Consider the following 19,956-nt stretch of genomic DNA (forward strand, 5'->3'; position numbering starts at 1 on the left):
CACTCACCCGCAGTACGACATCGCATCCACACCGCATAGGAGCACCATGGTCCGCATTGCCCTCGACCCGACGCCGTACAACGATTCGGTGCATCTGCTCGACTTCCCCGATCTCGTCGCAAGCCTCGGGTACGAATACCTGCAGCTCACGCCGAGCCCCGACTTCGGGCGGCACTTCCACTACCCGAAGGTCGACAGCGATCTGATCGCGCAGCTGAAGAAGCGTGCGAATGACGCGGGCGTCACCATCACGTCCGTGCTGCCCGTGCAGCGCTTCGGTGGCCCTGAACCGCACCAGGTCGATGCCGCCGTCTTCAACACGACCCGTTACATCGAGATCGCTGCCGAACTCGAGGCGCCCATCGTGAACACCGAGTTCTCGGGTCGCCCCGAGCGTGAAGAAGAGTCGGAGTACGCGTTCTACCGCTCGATGGAGCGACTGATCCCGGTGCTCGAGCGCGAGGGCGTGACGCTGAACTTCGACCCGCACCCCGACGACTTCGTCGAGGACGGGCTCGAGGCGTGGCGCATCATCCGCGGGCTGAACACCGACCGTGTGGGGTTCGTCTACGTCGCCTCACACACGTTCCACTACGGGGATCGCGCGACCAGTCTGATTCCGCAGCTCGGCGAGCGCCTCGGCGCCGTCTACGCAGCCGATACCTTCGACCACCATCGCTCCAACGGGCTCCGCTACATCACGAACCCCCCGGGCAACGCCGTGCGCGTGCACCAGCACCTCGCAATCGGCGACGGCGACGTCGACTGGGCCGAGCTCTTCGGCACCCTCAAGCAGTCGGGCTACCTCGACCGCGACGACGCCCTGATCGTCTCGAACGTCTTCGCGGAAGACGAGCGGGCCGACGAGATCTCGAAGTTCCAGCTCGCTAAGATCCGCGAGCTCGTCGGCCTGGCCTGACGGCCCCGTCGCCCCCCATGCGAGCGGGGTCACTTTGGGAGCGTGTTTCGCACCGCGCACCGTCCCAAAGTGACCCCGCTCGCAGGTGTAGGGCGCGGCAGGGGAGGGCAGAGCGGTAGCGCCGCTGCGCCGCCCCCGCCTTAGAAGAGCAGCAGGTAGAGGGCGCCGAGCACGGTCACGACGAGCACCGCGCCCTCGAACACCTGCTGCTTGACGCGCACGGCGATCCAACGCCCGAAGAATGCGCCGATGACGACTCCCGGCACCAGGCAGAGGTCGAGCAGCAGGCTGCTGCCGTCGATGAGCCCGAGCCCGATCGAGAACGGCAGCTTGGTGAGGTTGATGATCGCGAAGAACCAGGCCGCCGTGCCGAGGAAGGCCTGCACCGGGAAGCGGGCGGCGAGGAAGTACATCGACATCACGGGGCCACCGGCGTTCGCGACCATCGTGGTGAAGCCCGCGAGCGAGCCGTAGCCGATGCTCGCGGCGAGCGGGTTGCCGGCCGTCGCCACCGCGCCCGAGCGCTGAGACAGCCACCGGCGCCAGAGCGTGAAGGCGACCACGATGATGAGGATTGCGCCGATGACCCGCCGCACCCATCCGTCGTCGGCGACGGCGAGAAAGACGGCGCCGAGCGCGAGCCCCGCGACGACCGCGGGGGCGAGGCGCAGAATCGTCGCCCAGTTCGCGTGCTTGCGATAGGACCACACGGCGAATATGTCGCCGACGATGAGCAGCACGAGCAGGGCCCCGGTGGAGTGTTTCGCCGGCAGCAGCGCCGCGAAGATGGCGATCGAAATCGTGTTGATGCCGGGCAGCGCGGTCTTCGAGAAGCCGACGATGACGGCGGCGACCCCGAGAAGTGCCCAAGCCCACGGAGCGATCTCGGGCAGCAGTGACGTCACGTTCCCACTGTACTCCCAGGGAGAGTTTGTCCAAATGTAACGACATTGTTAAGCTCACATGTGCGGCCCGTTACCCGGCGCGCCGCGCGCAGGACGAAGGAGTCACAGAATGTCAGTCGGAACCGCAGGCAAGAGTCGAACACCGTTGCCGCCGTTGGGCACCGGAGCGCACCGAAGCCGTCTCGGCCTCGTCGCGCTGGTCGCGACCTTCGGCGGACTGCTCTTCGGGTACGACACGGGCGTCGTCAATGGCGCGCTCAGCCCGATGTCGCAAGAGCTCGGCCTCACCCCGTTCCTCGAAGGCTGGTTCACCAGCTCGCTCGTTTTCGCCGCCGCGATCGGCGCCATGGTCTGCGGCCGGCTCTCTGACGGCTGGGGCCGTCGCAAGACCATCATTCTGCTCGCCGTACTGTTCTTCGTGGGCACCGCGTTCGTCGTCTTCGCCCCCGGCGGCGACACCTACGGAACGCACACCGGCTTCGGCTTCGGCACGCTCATCGTCGGTCGCGTGCTGCTCGGTCTCGCGGTCGGCGGCGCGTCCACCGTCGTGCCCGTGTTCCTCGCAGAACTCGCCCCCTACGAGATTCGCGGCTCGATCGCCGGCCGCAACGAACTCATGATCGTCGTCGGCCAGCTCGCCGCGTTCGTCGTGAACGCCATCATCGGCAACGTCTGGGGCCACATCGACAACATCTGGCGCGTCATGTTCGCCGTCTGCGCGCTCCCCGCGATCGCGCTGTTCTTCGGAATGCTGCGCATGCCCGAGTCGCCCCGCTGGCTTGTCAACCGCGGTGACTTCGCCGGCGCCGAGCGCGTACTCGCGACCGTGCGCACCCCTGAGCGCGCCGCTGCAGAGACCGCCGACCTGCGCGCGCTCGTCGAAGAGGAGCGCGGTGAGGAGCACCTCGGCTGGCGCGCGATCCTGTCGAACCGCAACCTGCTCAAGATCGTCTTCATCGGCATCGGCTTGGGCATCGCGCAGCAGTTGACCGGTATCAACTCGATCATGTACTTCGGCAGCCAGGTGCTCGAGCAGTCGGGCTTCTCGCAGAACGCCGCCCTCATCGCCAACGTCGCGCCCGGCGTCATCGCCGTGATCGGTGCCATCATTGCGCTGCAGATGATGGACCGCATCGACCGCCGCAAGACGTTCATCATGGGGTTCACGCTCACCACCATCAGCCACCTGTTGATCGGCATCGCGTCGCTCACACTGCCCGAAGGCAGCCCCGTGCGCCCGTGGATCATTCTGGCCCTCGTCGTCATCTTCGTCGGCTCGATGCAGACCTTCTTGAACGTCGCGCTGTGGGTGTATCTCTCGGAGATCTTCCCGCTGCACATGCGCGGCATCGGCATGGGCATCTCCGTCTTCGCGCTGTGGGTTATGAACGGCATCGTCGCGCTGTTCTTCCTGCCGCTCGTCGACGGCGTGGGCATCTCGAGCACATTCTTCGTCTTCGCCGTCGTGGGAGCGCTCGCCCTCTTCTTCGTCTGGAAGTGGGTGCCCGAGACCCGCGGCCGCACGCTTGAAGCGCTCGAGGAAGAAGTGACAACTGGCATGATCTACGTGCCGCGAAAGAAGTAAGGATCACAGCGGGTGGAGCATCAGCGCCACCCGCTGTTTTCGTTGGTGCGGGTGCACACCCGCGTGCGATCGAAAGGACCACCCATGCGCATCGGACTCGTCGGATTCGGGGTCGGCGGACGACTCTTTCATCTGCCTTACATTCAGGCTGCGAGCGAGTGGGAGCTCGTGGGCGTCGTCGCCCGTGCGGAGGCGACGCGTGCGTCGCTTGCGGAGGCCGCCCCCGGGGTCGAGGCGTTCGCTTCGCTCGATGAGCTCATCGACGCGGGTGTCGACGCCGTCGTCATCACGACGCCCCCGGCAACCCGCCGTGAGCTGGTGCTCCGTGCGCTCGAGCGCGGCGTGCACGTGGTCGCCGACAAGCCGTTCGCGCCCGACGCGGAGACGGCCCGCGAGCTCATCGCTGCGGCCGACGCCGCCGGGCGGGTACTCACGGTCTTCCATAACCGGCGCTGGGACACCGACCTCGTGACGCTGCGCTCCGTGCTCGACTCGGGTGCGCTGGGCCCGGTGTGGCGTGCGGACTTCGCGCTCGAGCAGGACGACCGCACCGTGCTCGATCAGGGCCCCGACGAGGGCCTGCTGCGCGACCTCGGCGCGCACGTCGTTGATCAGCTCACCCAGCTCTTCGGCCCGGTCGCGCGCGTCGACGCGCACCTCGACTGGGTCGGTGCGGGCGACGAGCGGGTCGATGTCGGATTCTTTCTCGGGCTGCACCACGCCTCGGGGGTCTTCAGCTCGGTGTCGTCGACCAAGGGCGCGCGCCGTCAGGATCGCCGCATGATCGTGACCGGCCTCGAGGGCAATTACGAGTCGCACATGAGCGACGTGCAGTACGAGCAGTTGCTCGCCGGGCTGCGACCGGCAACCGACGCCGACGCCTGGGGCGTCGAAGCCGAGGAGCGCTGGGGCGTGCTGACGGTCGGTGCGGAGCCGATCCGCGTTCCCTCACTGCGCGGCGACTACAGCGACTTCTACCGCGACCTGCATCGCGCGATCGCCTCGGGCACCGCACCCGCCGTTACCCTCGACGAAGCGCTGCACACGGTGTCGGTGCTCGACGCGGCCCGCGAGAGTGCCGTGACGGGGGAGCGCGTCACCGTCTCGTAGTGAAGCAAAACTGAACGGTAACGCACCGAATTCCTCGCTTTTCTTGAATCGCGGGGCGCGAGACGATGGCAGCAGTCAATACTCGAGCCCGCACGCGTGCGCGCTGATTCGGAAAGGCCGCTCGTGACCCCCACTGCAGCCGGCAATGTTGCCCAACCGTCGTCCTCCGAGGCGGCCGGCCAGACCCGACCTCAGGATCTCGCCGATGCCGCGATCGCCCTGGTGCAGCGGTGGCTGCGCGAGGCCGCGGAGATTCCGGCGGATGCTTCGGCGGCGCGCCTCGCCGGGGTACTCAAAGACCCGAACGGTCTCGCATTCACCGTCGGGTTCGTTGACGGGGTCGTGCGGCCCGAAGATCTGGGTGCCGCGGCGAAGCGGCTGCGCGAACTCGTGCCGCTCACCCCGTCGTTCCTCCCTGCGCCCATGCGGGGCGCGATCGGCCTCGGCGGCGCGCTGGCCGCCCCGTTCAAGGGCGCCGTCGTTCCCATCGCCCGTCGCGTGCTGCGCGAGATGGTCAGCCACCTCATCATCGATGCGACCGACAGCAAGCTCGGGCCGGCGATCGCGAAGATCAAGCGCGACGACGTGCGATTGAACCTCAATCTGCTGGGTGAGGCGATCCTGGGCGAGCACGAAGCCGAGCGCCGTCTCGCCGGCACCCACCGACTGCTGGCCCGCGATGATGTCGACTACGTCTCCATCAAGGTGTCGGCGACCGTCGCCCCGCACAATCACTGGGCGTTCGACGAAGCCGTGCAGCACATCGAGCACCAGCTGCTACCGCTCTTCGAGCGCGCGAACGCGGCGAGCCCGAAGAAGTTCATCAACCTCGACATGGAGGAGTACAAGGATCTCGACCTGACCCTCGCCGTGTTCATGCGGATGCTGGATCGCCCCGAGTTCCGCGATCTCGAGGCCGGCATCGTGCTGCAGGCCTACCTGCCCGATGCGCTCGGGGTGATGATGCGGCTGCAGCAGTGGGCCGCGACCCGCGTGGACGCCGGGGGCGCTCCGATCAAGGTGCGCATCGTGAAGGGGGCGAACCTGCCGATGGAGCAGGTCGACGCCGCGATGCACGGCTGGCCGGTTGCGACGTGGGGCTCGAAGCAGCAGAGCGACACGAGCTATAAGGCGGTCATCGACTACGCACTCACCGCTGAGCGCGTGCGCAACGTGCGCATCGGGGTCGCCGGGCACAACCTTTTCGATATTGCGCTCGCGTGGCTGCTGGCACAGGCGCGCGGCGCGACCTCGGGGATCGAGTTCGAAATGCTGCTCGGCATGGCGACCGGTCAAGCCGAAGCGGTGAAGCGCGAGGTCGGATCGCTGCTGCTCTACACGCCCGTCGTGCACCCGCAGGAGTTCGATGTCGCGATCGCCTACCTCATTCGCCGCCTCGAGGAGGGCGCGAGCTCCGAGAACTTCATGTCGGCGGTGTTCGAGCTGAACGATGCTCCGGAACTGTTCGCGCGCGAACAGCAGCGCTTCCTCGCTTCGCTCGCCGACCTCGAAGCGATCACGGCAGACGGTGCGCCCGAGCACTTCGCGGTGCCCGCCGCGAACCGGCAGCAGGATCGCCGCACCTACGACACTGACGGCGTCGAGGGGCGGGTCGACGCCCGAGTCGCCGCAGGCCGTTCGGGAGCGTTTGAGAACGTGCCCGATACCGACCCCGATCTGCCGGGCAACCGCGCCTGGGGCCGCGCGATCGCCGACCGCATGGTCGCATCGCGCCTCGGCGTCGACCTCGTCGCTGCGGCGGAGGTCGCCGACCGCGATGCGCTCGACGCGATCGTCGCGCGTGGGGTGCAGGCCGCCGAGGGGTGGCAGGCGCTCGGTGCCGATGAGCGCGCCCGCATCTTGACGCGCGCCGGTGAGCGCCTCGAGGCAAAGCGCGCCGAACTGCTCGAGATCATGGGTGCTGAGTGCGGCAAGACGCTCGATCAGGGCGACCCGGAGGTGAGCGAAGCCATCGACTTCGCGAACTATTACGCGATGCTCGGGCAGATGCTGCCGCAGGTCGACGGTGCCGTGTACCAGCCGCAGCGCCTCATCGCGGTGATTCCGCCGTGGAACTTTCCGGTTGCGATTCCGGCGGGCGGCGTGCTCTCGGGCCTCGCTTCAGGGGCGTCCGTGATCATCAAGCCCGCATCGAATGCCGCGCGCTCGGGCGCCATCATGGTCGAGGCGCTCTGGGAGGCGGGCGTACCCCGCGACGTCCTGCAGCTCGTGCAGTTCCCCGACCGCGAGCTCGGCTCAGCCCTGGTCGCCGACCCGCGAGTCGATCGGCTGATCCTGACCGGCGCATACGAGACCGCGGCCCGTTTCCGTGACTTGCGCCCCGATCTGCCGATACTCGCCGAGACCAGCGGTAAAAACGCGATCATCGTCACCCCGAACGCCGACCTCGACCTCGCAGCGAAAGACGTTGCCCTCTCGGCGTTCGGCCATGCGGGGCAGAAGTGCTCGGCGGCGTCACTCGTGGTCCTCGTCGGCTCGGTGGCGACGTCGAAGCGCTTCCGCGGGCAGCTGCTCGACGCCGTGCGATCGCTCACCGTCGGCACCCCCGATGACCTCGACACGCAAATGGGCCCCATCATCACGGCACCCGACGGCAAGTTGCTGCGGGGGCTCACCACGCTCGGGGCGGGTGAGCACTGGCTGATCGAACCGGCGCCCGTCGAGAGCGACCACTCGCTCGCGCGCGATCGACACGGTGCGACGAAACTGTGGACCCCCGGCGTGCGTGATGGTGTGCGACGGGGTTCGGAATACCACCTCACCGAATACTTCGGGCCGATTCTCGGCATCATGACCGCCGAGACGCTCGACGAAGCCATCGACCTGGTCAACGACATTGACTACGGACTCACCTCGGGGCTGCACTCGCTCGACCGCGACGATATCGATCTGTGGCTGCGCCGCGTGCAGGCCGGCAACCTCTACGTGAACCGCGGCATCACCGGCGCGATCGTGCGTCGGCAGAGCTTCGGCGGCTGGAAGAAGTCGGCCATCGGCGCCGGCACCAAGGCGGGCGGCCCCAACTACCTGCACGGGCTCGGCGACTGGATCGACGCACCCGTCACTGCTCCGCTGCGCGCCCCGCGCCCACAGGCCGCGCGACTGCTCACCGCCGCCGAGCGCGCGGGCGTTGCGGGCACCGAACTCGCGTGGTTGCGCGCGGCGCTCGGCTCAGATGCGCAAGCATGGGACGACGAGTTCGGCGTCGCCCGAGACGCATCGCAGCTCGGCATCGAGGTCAACGCGCTGCGCTACCTTCCCGTGTCGACCGTGGTGCGCTGGGCTGCGGATGCCGCACCCCACGAAGCGGTGCGCGTCATCGCCGCCGCGCTCGCCGCAGGGGCCACGCCGCAGGTCAGCACGCCGGTCGCGTTGCCCGCGCCGATCGCTGAAGCGCTCGCTGCAGCAGGGGTGCACGTCGCGTATGAAGACGCCGAGGCCTGGGCTGCGCGCCTGCGCCGACTCGCCGCCCAGCAGGGGCCCACCGCCGGAGCGCGCGTGCGCATCGTCGCCGGCGACTCCCGCCCGGCAGAGGCCGCCGCCGTCACCGCCGCAACCGGGGGAGCGCCTGACATCGCCGTCTACGGCGGGGCCGTGGTGTCGGCCGGCCGCGTCGAGATGCTGCCGCACCTGCACGAACAGGCCGTGTCGATCACCGCGCATCGCTTCGGCACGCCGAATGCGCTGTCGGAGGGGCTGCTGTAGGTCGCGAGCGGCCGCATCGCCGCGTCGCCGCGCCGTCCGCGACGGCGTCGCCCGCGTCCCCGCCCGCAATCTGCAAGCGGGGTCACTTTCGGAGGGTGTCGGCCACGCCGCACTGTCCGAAAGTGACCCCGCTGCCAGAGGGGGCGGGGCGGAGCCGCGCGTGGCGGCTGGGCCCCGCTACAGCGAGGCCTGCAGCGCCGCGTCGGCGTCGCGCAGCACCTTCGAGGCGACCTCGAGGCCTTCGATGCGGCCGAGCGACACGTCTTCGTGCTCGATGTTGACCAACATCTCGGGGTCGACCTCGTGAATCGCGCGCAGGAACTCGGTCCAGAATGCGGTGTCGTGCCCCTTGCCGAGCGCGACGAAGTCCCACGCCGACTGCTTCGGCCACTCGTTCGCCCACTCTTCGCCGCCCAGGTTCGTGCGCGGTTCGTCGGCTCCGAGACGGCGGAAGGAGTTGTCGAGCACGCCGTTGAGCGCCGCCCACTCGGGGTTCACGCGCACGTCCTTCGCCGCGGCGTGAAACACGAGCTCTCCGAGGTGACGAACGACTGCAACGGGGTCCATCTGCTGCCAGAACAGGTGCGACGCGTCGAGCTCGACACCGACGTGGGTCGCGCCGGTCAGCTCGATGAGCTTGTGCACATCGGCCGAGTTGAAGACGAGGTTCTGCGGGTGCAGCTCGAGCGCGACCTTGACCCCGTGCTCGGAGGCGAAGCGGTCGGTCTCGCGCCAGAACTTCGCAGCCACGTCCCACTGGTAGTCGAGTACGTCGAGCGCGGCCGAATTCCAGGCGTTGACCACCCAGTTCACCACGGTCGCGCCGGGCTCGCCCCCGGGCAGCCCCGACATGGTGACCACGCGATCCTGCCCCAACCGCTCGGCGAGCTGGATCGACCGCCGCACGTCAGCCGCGTGCGCATCGCCGATGGCGGTCTTCGGGTGCAGCGGGTTGCCGTTGCAGTTGAGGCCGGCGATGGAGACGCCGGTGCCTTCGAAGAGCCCCAAGAAGTCGTCGCGGGCAGCATCGGACTCGAGGATCTGGTCGGCGGTCGGAATGTGCAGCGACGGCAGGAAGCCGCCCGAGTTGAGTTCGATGCCGGTGAGCCCAAGGTCGCGCACGACCTCGATGGCCTCGGGGAGGCTGCGGTCGTGGAGGATTGCGTTGTAGACGCCGAGTTTCATGGGAGTGCTCGTTTCTGGGGTGTCAGGTTCGGGGTGTGAATGATCAGCGGACGGCGACCGCTGCGCCGCCGTGGGCTGCCGACTCTGCGACGGCCGCGAGGAACTCCATGTTGTGCACGCCTTCGTCGAAGCTCTTGCAGCGCGGCAGCGACTCGGCGGCGGGGATTCCGGCGACCTCTTCGAGGAACGCGCGCGCCTGGTGCACGAACAGATCGTTCTGGCCGATGCCGACGCCGGGGGCGTCCATCGCCCAGCCGCCCGCGTAGTGCGGGTGCGCCGGGCCGAGCGGAATGGTGCGGTAACCGGCGACATCGGCCTGCTCGTCGTGCAGCATGACCTCGACCTGCGCCGGGTTGGTCTGCGACCAGCGGGCGGCGCCGCGCGACCCGAAGACCTCGAGGTAGAGGTCGTTCGGGTGCCCGGCGGCGACGCGCGATACCTCGATCGTGCCGACGCAGTGCGCGAACTCGGCGTTGAACGTGGCGTAGTCGTCGTTCGTGACCGGGGCGGTCTCGTCGCTGACGTTGCCGCGGCTGTGGCCGACGACCTGGCCGAGCGGCTTCGGGCGCTCGGTGATCGCCGTGTGGAAGCGGCCGCCCGAGACCTCGCGCACGGGGCCGCACAGGAACTCGGCGATGTAGCTGAGGTGGCTGCCGACGTCGCCGAGGGCACCCGAGCCGGCCGGGCCCTGGTACCGCCAGCTGATGGGGGCGTCGGGGCGGCAGCCGTAGTCGGTCCAGTAGCGGCCCGAGAAGTGCTGCACGTCGCCGAGACGGCCGTCGTCGATGAGCTTGCGCAGGAAGGCGATGCCCGGGGAGCGGAGGTAGCTGAAGCCGATGCGCGCGACGGTGCCGTTCGCGTCAGCGGCGCGCGCGGCGTCGGCCATGGCGCGCGCGTCTTCGATCGTGTCGCTGAGGGGCTTCTCGCAGAGCACGTGCTTACCGGCGGCGAGCAGACCCTCGACGATTTCGCGGTGCAGCGAATTGGCGACGACCACGCTGACGACGTCGGTGTCGTCGGCCGCGGCGATCTCGCGCCAGTCGGCGACGTGGCGCTCGAATCCGAAGCGCTTCGCGGTCTCTTGCCCGAGTGGTGCGAAGACGTCGCCGATGGCGACGAGGCGGATTTCGGGGAGCACGGGGGCATAGAGGGTGGAGGCTGCGCGGTAGGCGGCGGCGTGGGCCTTGCCGGCCATGCCGGCTCCGATGACGGCGACGCCGATGGATGCGTTCACGGGGTTCCTTTCGAGGGGCTTCATTGCTGCGAGAACGTGGGCGCTGTTAGGGTTGGAGCGCTCCAATCGAGATTACGGTAACTCTGGTTCCATGTCCTGTCAATACGGCGCGCGCGGCGCGCTCTGGGGCTCACGTAATCTGAAGCTCGCGTCCAGTCACCTCGACCGAAAGGCACCCCATGCGACGACCGACGATCTACGACGTCGCCGAGCGCGCCGGCGTCTCGAAGTCGCTCGTCTCGCTCGTGCTGCGTGATTCGCCGAAGGTGAGCGACGAGAAGCGGGCCGCCGTGCTCGCGGCCGTGGCTGAGCTCGACTACACGCCGAGTCGCTTGGCGGCCGGCCTCGCGGGCACGCGCACGCGCAGCATCGGCGTGATTATCGACGACTTCGCGAACCTGTGGTTCGTCGAGGCTCTCGCGGGTCTGCGCGAAGCCCTCGAATCGGGCGGGTATGCGCTCAGCGTGGCCGATGCCCGGCTGAACGCCCATCTGGGCGTCGATCCGATCGATGCCTTTCGTGCGCTGCGCGTCGACGGCATCGTGCTTGCCGGAGAAGCGAGCGCCGAGGCGGTTGCGCGGGTCGGCGTGCCCGCGGTGGTGCTCGGCACGCGTGCGCTCGTGGCGCCCGACCTCCCGGTGATCGCGAGCGATGAGGTCGAGGGAGGGCGACTGGCCACCCAGCACCTGCTCGAACTCGGGCATCGGCGCATCGCCTGCGTCTCTGGCCCGGGAGCGAGTGCTGCAGCGCGCGAGCGGGGATACCGCGAGGCGATGGCCGGCGCCGGCGCCACACCGCGAGTGGTTTCGGCTTCCGCGACCGATGAGGGTGCCGCGCGCGCGGTGTCGGGTGCGCTCTTTGGCCGCGCAGCTGGGCAGCCTGGCTCAGGCACCGATGCCCCGACCGCGGTGTTCGCCGTAAACGACCCGATGGCGGTTGGTGTGATCGGAGCCGCCCATGAGACAGGGCTCGTGGTGCCCGAACATCTTTCGGTTATGGGCTACGACGACTCCCCGCTTGCTGCCTACGGCATCGTGGCTCTGTCGACGATCAGCGGGGACCCGCGTGAGCTCGGCGAGGCCGCGGGCGAGGTGCTGCTCGCAGAACTCGGTGCTGGTCGTGCAGCACAGGGTGCGGGCACCGCGGAGGTCACAGGCGATGCCGGATCGCGGATCTTTGTACCTCAACTCGTCATTCGAGCCTCGACCGCTGCGATGTTGCGCGAGTAGGGTGAAGTTCCGCACCAGTACGGCGCGGAGTACTTCACCGAGTGTCAGGAGAGCTGCGCATGTCTGAACTGAAGACGAGGCCGACGCAGGCAGACGTTTCTGACTTCTTAGCATCGGCGACGCCGGCCCGGCGGGTTGCTGAGGGCCAGGAACTGGCGCAGATCTTCCGAGAGGTCACCGGCACAGAACCCGTGATGTGGGGCGCATCGATGGTGGGCTTCGGCTCGTATCGATACGTCTCGCCGTCGAACCCTCAAACGAGGGGCGACTGGCCGAAAACCGGGTTCTCCCCGCGGAAGGCCAAGCTCACCTTGTACGGTCTCAAGGACCAGCCCGAGGCGGCACCGTTGCTGGCGAAACTCGGCAAGTACACCGAAGGGGCCGGCTGCATCTACGTGAACAAGCTCGCCGATATTGACGTCGCGGTGCTTCGCGAACTCATTGCCATCGCGTGGGCGCGCGGTGATGACCCAGTGCCCGCATAAGTCTCTGGGCGCTCCGCGTTCGCGGTGAATGGGATTGCGGAATCGCGCAAGTGCGAATCGCTGATGCCTCGCGTGCGGCAAGAGAGTTTGAGGGCGGAGTTTCGCGCCGGTTGCCAACGCGTTACACTCGCTTTGTCACATCAATTTAGCTCGTGCTAGTTCATGGTCAACCTGAACCAGCACCCCATCGCAAGGGACCCCCGCAATGACGCAGACCCCCGTCCGCTTCGGACTCATCGGTACCGGCCGCATCGGCCAGGTACACGCCGCCAGCATCGCCGCGTCGCCGAACGCCACGCTCGCCTGGGTGGCCGACCCGTTCATCGACGGTGCACGCGGCGTCGCCGCGCGCTATGGCGCGACGGCGACCGAGTCGGCTGAGCAGCTCATCGCCTCCGGCGAGATCGACGCGGTGCTCATCGCCTCGCCGACCCCCACGCACGTCGACCTCATCGAAGCTTCGGTGCGTGCCGGCCTGCCCGTGCTCTGCGAGAAGCCGATCGACCACGACATCGCGCGCGTCGACGCTCTCAGCCCGCTCGTCGCCGAAGCCGGGGTGCCGGTCGCGCTCGGCTTCAATCGCCGGTTCGACCCGAACCACGGCGCCGCTCGCGCGCGGGTGCATGCCGGTGAGATCGGCAGCCTGGAGCAGCTGATCATCATCAGCCGCGATCCCGCAGCTCCGCCCGCCGACTACGTGGGTATCTCGGGTGGCATCTTCCGCGACATGACCATTCACGACTTCGACATGGCGCGCTTCTTCACCGGCGACGACGCGATCGTCTCGGTCTCGGCGACCGGCACGCGCACCTTCGACCCGGGCGCCCGCGAGCACGGCGACTTCGACACCGCCGTCGCGACCCTGCGTACGGCAAGCGGTGCGGTGGTCACGATCGTGAACTCGCGCCACAGCGCGGTCGGCTACGACCAGCGCATCGAGGCGTTCGGCGCGCGCGGCATGCTGCAGGTCGGCAACCCGCAGACCAATACGGTGGTGGTGTCGACGGCCGATGCGGTCGAGGCGCGCCCCGCCTACCCCGAGTTCTTCTTGGAGCGCTACGCCGAGGCGTACTCCGCCGAACTCGAGGAGTTCGTGCGGCTCGTGCGCGGCGAGGCTTCCACCAGCCCGACGTTCGCAGATGGGCGGGCCGCGCTGATCCTCGCCGATGCCGCGCAGCGCTCCGCCGAAACCGGCGTCGCGGTCGCGGTCGAGCTCTGAACGCCACGGTTCGAGCGCAGGATCGCCTGATGACCTATCGCCTCGCCGCGTGCGCAGAGATGCTCTTCGTTGACCTGCCGTTCGTGGAGCGCGTGCAGCGCATCCACGAGCGCGGGCTGCTCGTGGAGATCTGGGACTGGAGTACGAAAGACCTCGCGGCGCTCGCCGCCACCGGAGCCGAGTTCTCGTCGATGACGGGGTACCTGCGCGGTGACCTCACCACCGCTGAGGGCCGTCGCGAGTTGCTCGCCACGGCGCGTGAATCGCTCGCGGCCGCCGAGATCATCGACTCGCCGCGCCTGAACCTGCACGGCACCGGGTTGGGCGAGGGCGGGCTGCCGGTCGTGCCGCACGAGCACGTGAGCGGCGCCGATTGGGTGCACGCGGCCGAGACGCTGCGCCAGGTCGCCGAACTCGGCCGAGCGTCCGGGCGCACCTTCGTGCTCGAAAACCTCAACCTCGCGGTCGACCACCCGGGCACCCCGTTCGCGAGGGCCGCCGACACGCTCGCGCTCGTGCGCGCGGCCGACCACCCGAATCTGCGACTGAACCTCGACCTGTACCACGCGCAGATCGGTGAGGGAAACCTCGTCGAACTGGTGCGCGAGGCGCAGCCGTGGATCGGCGAGATCCAGATCGCCGACGTTCCGGGGCGCTGCGAGCCGGGCACGGGCGAGATCCGCTACGAAGCCGTCGCGCGGGCGCTCCGCGACCTCGGATACGACGGGGTGATCGGCATGGAGGCCTGGGCGAGTGGCGATCCGGACGCGGCGCTCGACGCCTTCACCGCCGCGTTCGGTGCGGGCATCGCCGCCTAGGCGATCCGGCACCGCGAACACCCTCGCGCCGTTCGACACGACCCTCCTCGCCACCCGACCCCTAAGATGAACGGGACGCGAGGAGGGTCGATGACGGAGCAGACGGGAGCACCCGAGAGCGGCCCGACCGCCCCCGCGCGCCCGCCGACGATCCGCGACGTCGCCCGTGTCGCGGGCGTCTCGAAGTCGCTCGTCTCGCTCGTGTTCACCGGCGGCGACAATGTGAGCGAGGAGCGTCGACTGCGCGTGCTGCACGCCGCCGCGCAGCTGGGCTACCGCCCCAACCTCGTCGCCCAGTCGCTCTCGTCGGGGCGCCGCGACATCGTCGCGATTCTCGTGTCGAACCTGCACAATCCGCTCTTCGCCGAAATCGTGGGTGCCGCGAAGGCGCGGCTGGCCGAGGCGGGGAAGCGCACGATGATCGTGAGCGCGCAGGTCGACGACGGCGCGGGCGGTACGGTGCTGGATCGCGACAACCTCGACGTGCTCCGCGATCTGCGCCCGTCGGGCCTCATCACCGTCGGCACCATTCCCGAGTTCACCGAACTGGCCGGGCTTACCGCCGCGATGCCCACCGTGGTGGCCAGTGCGATCGACGCCACCGCCGACGTCGTCGCGACCGTGCGCACCGACGATGTGGCGGGGCTCGACCTCGTCGTCGACCACCTCGTCGCTCAGGGCGTCTCGCGCATCGCGTTCATCGGCGGCGACGGCGGCACGGTGTCGGCCTCGCGAGAATCCGCCTTCCGTGCCGCTGTGGAGCGGCGCGACTTCGGTGCGCGGGCCTGGGTCGAGCGCGCCGACTTCACCGAGGCGGGGGCGCGCCGGGCGGTTGAGAGACTGCTCGCCGCCGACCACCTGCCCGAGGCGATCATTGCGGTCAACGACCTCACCGCAATCGGCGTCATCACCGCACTCGAAGCGGCAGGCATCGCGGTGCCAAGCGGGTGCCGCGTCGCCGGCTACGACGACACGACACTCTCCGCGATCCCGCGCATCTCGCTCACCAGTGTCGACCCCGACAACCGTCGCATCGGGCGCGAAGCGGCAGAGGCGCTCCTCGATGCGCTGACGGGTGCGGTGCCGGGTGAGGCCTCGGCGACCGCAGGCGAAGTGCTGATTCCGCCGACCCTCGTCGTGCGCGCCTCGGCGTAGGCGCTCGCTCCGCACCCACCCCCGCCGAACGGCCGTCAGTCGATGGCGACCGGACGGTGCTCCTCGACGGACTGCACGCACGCGAGCGCGATCTGCAGTGCCGCACGCGCATCCTCGCCGGTCGGCACCCGGATGCCCGGCGCTGGGGCGATCCCGCGCACCGCGTTCGCGAACGCGACCAACTCGTCGGTGTACGCCTGGCGGAACAGCTCGATGTTGAGTCGCGCCGTGGGCGCCTGCGCGCCAGCCGCCGAGAAGTGCCGCATCGCCGTGGCGTGCACGTCGCCCGCCGTGACCATGCCGGCCGACCCAAAGACCTCGCCGCGCACGTCGTACCCGTACGCCGCAGAGAAGTTGGCCTCGGCCGTCGCGATGGCGCCGTTGTCGTAGCGGATCGTCACGACCGCGGTGTCGAGCAGCCCGCTCGCCTTGAACTCGGGCGCGACGAGCGCATCGGCGACGGCGAACACCTCGATCGGGCGGGCGCCGGCGTTGAACCAGTTGAGCGTGTCGAAGTCATGGATCAGGGTCTCGAGGAAGATCGTCCACGGCTTCACCGCGCCGGGGTTCGCGAGCCCGGGATCGCGAGTCAGCGATCGCAGCAGCTGCGGCGTTCCAATGCCGCCGGCCGAGACGACCTCGTGCGCCGCGGCGAAGTCGTGCGCGAATCGTCGATTGAACCCCACCTGCAACGGCACCCCGGCGCTCGCCGCAGCCGCGATCGCGCGATCGGCGTCGGCGAGCGTGAGCGCCAGCGGTTTCTCGACGAACACCGCCTTGCCGGCCGCGGCCGCGGCGACGACGAGATCCGTGTGCGTGAACGCGGGCGACGAGATGACGACGCCGTCGATTTCGGGGTCGGCGAGCAACTCGTCGGCGCTCTGCAGAGCCCGGGGCGTGTGGTGCGCGGTCGCGAGTGGGGCCGCGACGCGTTCGGCGGCGCCAGGCTGCGGGTCGGCGACCGCGGCGAGCACGGCGCCCGGAATGCGCTGCGCGATGGTCTCGGCGTGGAAGGTGCCGATCCAGCCCGAGCCGATCAGGCCGAGGCGAACGGGGGAGTGGGTCATGGGGTCTCCTGGGGCGGTGTGGTGTGGAATGCGGCGCGTCTGCACCGGCTTTGGTGCGTGAGCGCTTTGTTGCCCGTGTGCGTTGATGCTTGATGTGTGGGAGCGCGACGTGCTGCGACGGTGCTTGATGCGTGAGAGTGCGTTGTGCGTCCTGCGTCGCAGCGCTTCGTGCACTGTGGCGACACGTTAGCATCAAATCACTAGCACGTGCTAGTAGAAAGCGAGCGCGCACTCCGGAGCGGGCCGGTGCGACCGCCGGGCGGGCGCCGAGCTGTGTTTTCGAGTTCGTGTCAGGCGCGAGGCGCCGCTGTGCTCGCGCGCTTGGTGAGGGTCGGTATCACGTGGCGGGTGACCGTGCGCGCTCCCGGCTCAGCCAGGCGAGCATGCACCGTCTCGACCGCCAACTGCGCCATGCGGTCGGGGTCGGGGCGTACCGACGTGAGGTCGATGTAGGGCAGCGCGGCTGCCGAGCTGTCGTCGAAGCCGACGATCGAGACGTCTTCGGGAATGCGCACTCCTGCGCGCACGAGCGTCTGCAGCGCACCGATGGCGGAGTGGTCGTTCATGCAGACCAGCGCGGTGACGGATTCGGTCGAGTGCGATGGGGCGGATCCGGCACCCGCACGAATGCGCCCGTCGGCGAGCAACCCGAGTGCGGCGCGATGGCCGCCGAGCTCGGTGTAATCGCTTGCGACGACCTGCGCGGGGAGGCCGTGCGCGGCCATGGCGCCGTGGAAGCCGGCAAGTCGCGGGGCGGCGTTCGCACCGACTTCGGAGCCGACGTAGGCGATGCGAGTGTGGCCGAGCGCGATCAGGTGCTCGACGGCGAGAGCGATGCCGCGTTCGTTCTCGACATCGACGCGGTCGTGGGGTTCGGGCGAGGTCGGCCCGCCAAGCAGCAGCGTGGGGATTCCGGGTGGCAGGTCGGTGAGTACGTTCGTGCGCGAACTCATGCTCCCGTCGATGCCGGCTCCCGAATCGAGCACAATGAGTGCTTCGATGCGCTGACGCATGAGCCCTGCGAGCGCAGGCTCGAGGTCGCGGTGCTCGCCCATGGTGCCCAGTGCGAGCGTGTAGCCGAGTTGCGCGGCGTGGCGGTAGAGCGCGTCGACGAGGTCGACTTCGAACGGCTGGCGCATCGTGAAGAGCACACCGAGTTGCCCGCTGCGGCGGCGGCGCAGCATGCGTGCGGAGTCGTCGGGGTGGTAGCCGATCTCACGGGCGGCGGCCAGGATGCGCTCGCGCGACGCCTCACTGGCGCCCGGCGCCCCGCGCAGCACGATCGAGACGAGCTGTCGCGACATTCCGACGCGCTCGGCGACATCGCGCATGGTGGGGCGGGAAGCCGGCTCGGGGGTGCTCACGCTCTTATGGTGCCATGCGCGGGTGGCTGCCCGCCGCTGCGGCCTCGTGCCGGGCTGCTTTCGGGTCTGGCTGCTTTCGTGCCGGCCCGGTGTTGCGCAGTGCCGGATGTGCGGCGAGCTGGTTCTGTGGCGAGCCCCTCCGATCTTGCCGGGCCCCTCCTTTCTGCGCGTGCACGAGGGAGGGGCTCGGTGAGAAGGGAGGGGCTCGGCGAGGAAGGCCGCGAGCGCCGGAGCGCCGCCGCTCCGAAACACGCGCTTGACCTCCGCGAAACGTTGTGCGTACAATTTGGACCGGTCCAAATCAAAGACGAAGCGGCACGACGAGAGGCGATCATGGGCGATCAGACAGTAGCGGCGGGGAGCGCGCCGGCCGACGGAGCGCAGGCAGCACAGGCGGGCACCGCACACACCGAGCACCCCACCGGCGCGGCGCACGAGACGCATCCCACCCGCAGTTACGGACTGCTGCTCGGCGGCGAGTGGCGCGAAGCGCGCGACGGCAAGCGCGCGGCGATCCGCAGCCCGTTCGACGGCAGCATCGTCGGCGAGGTCGCCCTCGCCACGGCGCAAGACGCTGACGACGCAATCGAAGCTGCAGCACAAGGCGCAGCTCAGTGGCGCCGCACGCCGGCCCATGAGCGCGCGGCGATCCTGCTCCGTGCTGCGGCGCTCGCCGACGCCCGCACCGACGAACTCGCGACGACCATCTCGCTTGAAAACGGCAAGCCGTTCGCCGAGGCGAAGGGTGAGGCGGGCCGCTCGGGCGCGCTGATCCGTCTTGCGGCTCACGAGGGCACGCAACTGTACGGCGACAGCCTGCCGCTCGATGCGAACCCCGGCACGGGCCAAGACAAGGTCGGCTTCACGCTGCGCCAGCCCGTCGGCATCGTCGTCGCGATCACCCCGTTCAACTACCCCGCGTTGCTGGTGCTGCACAAGGTTGGCCCGGCCCTGGCCGCCGGCAACGCGGTCATTCTCAAGCCGGCGAGCGCCACCCCGCTCACGGCCCTCGCGCTCGCGAGCATCTTCGTCGAGGCGGGGGTGCCCGAGGGCGTGATCTCGGTGTTGACGGGCCCGGGTGGCCCGATCGGCGACGCGCTCGTGCGCGACCCGCGCGTGCGCAAGATCTCGTTCACGGGGTCGACCGGGGTGGGCGAGCGCATCGCGAGCCTCGCCAGCGTGAAGAAACTCTCGCTCGAGCTGGGCGCTTCGTCGCCGACCGTCATCTTGCCCGGCGTCGACATCGAGAAAGCGGCGGCTGCCGTCGCGGCAGGCGGTTACGTGAACGCCGGTCAGGTGTGCATCTCGGTGCAGCGCGTGATCGTGCACCGCGAGGTCGAAGCCGACTTCCTCGACGCGTTGCGCCCGAAGGTTGAGGCGATTCGCATGGGCGATCCGCTCGCCGAGGGCACCACACTCGGCCCCCTCGTCGCAGAGCGCGAAGCCGAGCGCGTGGCGCAGAGCATCGCCCGCGCGGTCGACGACGGAGCGACGCTGCTCACGGGTGGCGAGCGCGACGGCGCCTTCGTCTCGCCCGCGATCGTCACGGGGGTCGACACCCGCCAGGCGTTCGCGCAGGAGGAACTCTTCGGCCCCGCGGTCGCCGTCACCACAGTCGACAGCTTCGACGCCGCCATCGGCGCTGCGAACGGCACGCCGTACGGGCTCGCGGCCGGCGTCTTCGGCGGCACCCTCGGCGAGGGCGTGCGGGCAATGCGCGAGATCGACGCCGGCAGCGTGCACCTCGGCTGGACGCCGCTGTGGCGCGCCGACCTCATGCCCTACGGCGGGCTGAAGGCGAGCGGCTACGGCAAGGAGGGCGTGCGCTCGACTGTCGAGGAGATGACCGAGGTGAAGACCGTCATCATCCACGGGTAGCGGCGCGGGATCGGGGCCGCCGCACCGCCGCACCCACGACGGCCCTGTATCTGCCGAACAGCCAATTCGCCGAACAG

The 19,956-nt window shown here is 69.3% G+C and carries 15 protein-coding genes; 10 read left to right on the forward strand and 5 right to left on the reverse strand.

Annotation, left to right across the window (positions count from 1 at the left end; translation table 11 throughout):
• Positions 1-46: 46 nt before the first annotated feature.
• Entirely contained in the window at positions 47-919 is an 873-nt protein-coding gene (locus tag CH42_RS01605) for a sugar phosphate isomerase/epimerase family protein (protein WP_053351469.1), read from the forward strand.
• A gap of 140 nt (positions 920-1,059) precedes the next feature.
• Here the strand turns inward: CH42_RS01605 and CH42_RS01610 are convergent, their stop codons facing one another.
• A complete protein-coding gene (locus tag CH42_RS01610; RefSeq protein WP_053351470.1) occupies positions 1,060-1,824 on the reverse strand; it encodes a sulfite exporter TauE/SafE family protein in 765 nt (254 codons plus the stop codon).
• Positions 1,825-1,933: 109 nt separating this feature from the next.
• Between CH42_RS01610 and CH42_RS01615 the strand changes: the two genes are divergently transcribed.
• The 3 genes from CH42_RS01615 to CH42_RS01625 all read left to right on the forward strand — a co-directional run bounded on the left by CH42_RS01615 (position 1,934) and on the right by CH42_RS01625 (position 8,245).
• Positions 1,934-3,409, forward strand: a complete 1,476-nt coding sequence (locus CH42_RS01615; protein WP_053351471.1) for a sugar porter family MFS transporter — start codon at positions 1,934-1,936, stop codon at positions 3,407-3,409.
• Between the two features lie 84 nt (positions 3,410-3,493).
• Complete coding sequence (locus CH42_RS01620) at positions 3,494-4,519, forward strand: Gfo/Idh/MocA family protein (RefSeq protein WP_053351472.1); 1,026 nt, start codon at positions 3,494-3,496, stop codon at positions 4,517-4,519.
• Between the two features lie 123 nt (positions 4,520-4,642).
• Entirely contained in the window at positions 4,643-8,245 is a 3,603-nt protein-coding gene (locus tag CH42_RS01625; RefSeq protein ID WP_053351473.1) for a proline dehydrogenase family protein, read from the forward strand.
• 177 nt (positions 8,246-8,422) lie between these two features.
• Here CH42_RS01625 and CH42_RS01630 read toward each other — a convergent pair whose 3' ends face one another.
• Both CH42_RS01630 and CH42_RS01635 read right to left on the reverse strand, forming a co-directional pair.
• Positions 8,423-9,430, reverse strand: coding sequence for a sugar phosphate isomerase/epimerase family protein (locus CH42_RS01630; protein ID WP_053351474.1), 1,008 nt, complete (start codon positions 9,428-9,430; stop codon positions 8,423-8,425).
• A 43-nt stretch (positions 9,431-9,473) separates the two neighbouring features.
• Positions 9,474-10,664, reverse strand: coding sequence for a Gfo/Idh/MocA family protein (locus CH42_RS01635; protein WP_053351475.1), 1,191 nt, complete (start codon positions 10,662-10,664; stop codon positions 9,474-9,476).
• 179 nt (positions 10,665-10,843) lie between these two features.
• Here CH42_RS01635 and CH42_RS01640 point away from each other — a divergent pair, with 179 nt between their 5' ends.
• From CH42_RS01640 to CH42_RS01660, 5 genes are all read left to right on the forward strand, one after another.
• Positions 10,844-11,893, forward strand: a complete 1,050-nt coding sequence (locus CH42_RS01640) for a LacI family DNA-binding transcriptional regulator (protein ID WP_053351476.1) — start codon at positions 10,844-10,846, stop codon at positions 11,891-11,893.
• A 59-nt stretch (positions 11,894-11,952) separates the two neighbouring features.
• Positions 11,953-12,378, forward strand: a complete 426-nt coding sequence (locus CH42_RS01645; protein ID WP_053351477.1) for a DUF1801 domain-containing protein — start codon at positions 11,953-11,955, stop codon at positions 12,376-12,378.
• A 205-nt stretch (positions 12,379-12,583) separates the two neighbouring features.
• The gene (iolG, locus tag CH42_RS01650; RefSeq protein WP_053351478.1) at positions 12,584-13,597 is read left to right on the forward strand and encodes an inositol 2-dehydrogenase; all 1,014 of its coding nucleotides are present in this window, start codon (positions 12,584-12,586) and stop codon (positions 13,595-13,597) included.
• Between the two features lie 29 nt (positions 13,598-13,626).
• Positions 13,627-14,415 carry a TIM barrel protein gene (locus CH42_RS01655; protein WP_053351479.1) on the forward strand — a complete coding sequence of 263 codons (789 nt, stop codon included), beginning with the start codon at positions 13,627-13,629 and terminating at the stop codon, positions 14,413-14,415.
• A gap of 90 nt (positions 14,416-14,505) precedes the next feature.
• The gene (locus CH42_RS01660) at positions 14,506-15,570 is read left to right on the forward strand and encodes a LacI family DNA-binding transcriptional regulator (RefSeq protein WP_075205190.1); all 1,065 of its coding nucleotides are present in this window, start codon (positions 14,506-14,508) and stop codon (positions 15,568-15,570) included.
• A gap of 35 nt (positions 15,571-15,605) precedes the next feature.
• Here CH42_RS01660 and CH42_RS01665 read toward each other — a convergent pair whose 3' ends face one another.
• Together CH42_RS01665 and CH42_RS01670 are read right to left on the reverse strand one after the other, a co-directional pair.
• Positions 15,606-16,637: a Gfo/Idh/MocA family oxidoreductase gene (locus tag CH42_RS01665; RefSeq protein WP_053351481.1), complete on the reverse strand. Its 1,032-nt coding sequence runs from the start codon at positions 16,635-16,637 to the stop codon at positions 15,606-15,608.
• 290 nt (positions 16,638-16,927) lie between these two features.
• Positions 16,928-18,001: a LacI family DNA-binding transcriptional regulator gene (locus tag CH42_RS01670; RefSeq protein ID WP_162231052.1), complete on the reverse strand. Its 1,074-nt coding sequence runs from the start codon at positions 17,999-18,001 to the stop codon at positions 16,928-16,930.
• Between the two features lie 333 nt (positions 18,002-18,334).
• On the opposite strand from CH42_RS01670, the gene CH42_RS01675 reads away from it, so the two are divergent.
• A complete protein-coding gene (locus CH42_RS01675; RefSeq protein WP_082309235.1) occupies positions 18,335-19,879 on the forward strand; it encodes an aldehyde dehydrogenase family protein in 1,545 nt (514 codons plus the stop codon).
• The last annotated feature ends 77 nt before the right edge of the window (positions 19,880-19,956 follow it).

Source organism: Leucobacter musarum subsp. musarum (assembly GCF_001273845.1).
In the GTDB taxonomy this organism is placed as follows: domain Bacteria; phylum Actinomycetota; class Actinomycetes; order Actinomycetales; family Microbacteriaceae; genus Leucobacter; species Leucobacter musarum.

Coding starts and splice junctions, on each gene's coding strand:
- CH42_RS01605 (WP_053351469.1), top strand. CDS start 47: ATGGTCCGCATTGCCCTCGACCCGACGCCGTACAACGATTCGGTGCAT.
- CH42_RS01615 (WP_053351471.1), top strand. CDS start 1,934: ATGTCAGTCGGAACCGCAGGCAAGAGTCGAACACCGTTGCCGCCGTTG.
- CH42_RS01620 (WP_053351472.1), top strand. CDS start 3,494: ATGCGCATCGGACTCGTCGGATTCGGGGTCGGCGGACGACTCTTTCAT.
- CH42_RS01630 (WP_053351474.1), bottom strand. CDS start 9,430: ATGAAACTCGGCGTCTACAACGCAATCCTCCACGACCGCAGCCTCCCC.
- CH42_RS01640 (WP_053351476.1), top strand. CDS start 10,844: ATGCGACGACCGACGATCTACGACGTCGCCGAGCGCGCCGGCGTCTCG.
- CH42_RS01645 (WP_053351477.1), top strand. CDS start 11,953: ATGTCTGAACTGAAGACGAGGCCGACGCAGGCAGACGTTTCTGACTTC.
- iolG (WP_053351478.1), top strand. CDS start 12,584: ATGACGCAGACCCCCGTCCGCTTCGGACTCATCGGTACCGGCCGCATC.
- CH42_RS01655 (WP_053351479.1), top strand. CDS start 13,627: ATGACCTATCGCCTCGCCGCGTGCGCAGAGATGCTCTTCGTTGACCTG.
- CH42_RS01660 (WP_075205190.1), top strand. CDS start 14,506: ATGACGGAGCAGACGGGAGCACCCGAGAGCGGCCCGACCGCCCCCGCG.
- CH42_RS01665 (WP_053351481.1), bottom strand. CDS start 16,637: ATGACCCACTCCCCCGTTCGCCTCGGCCTGATCGGCTCGGGCTGGATC.
- CH42_RS01675 (WP_082309235.1), top strand. CDS start 18,335: ATGGGCGATCAGACAGTAGCGGCGGGGAGCGCGCCGGCCGACGGAGCG.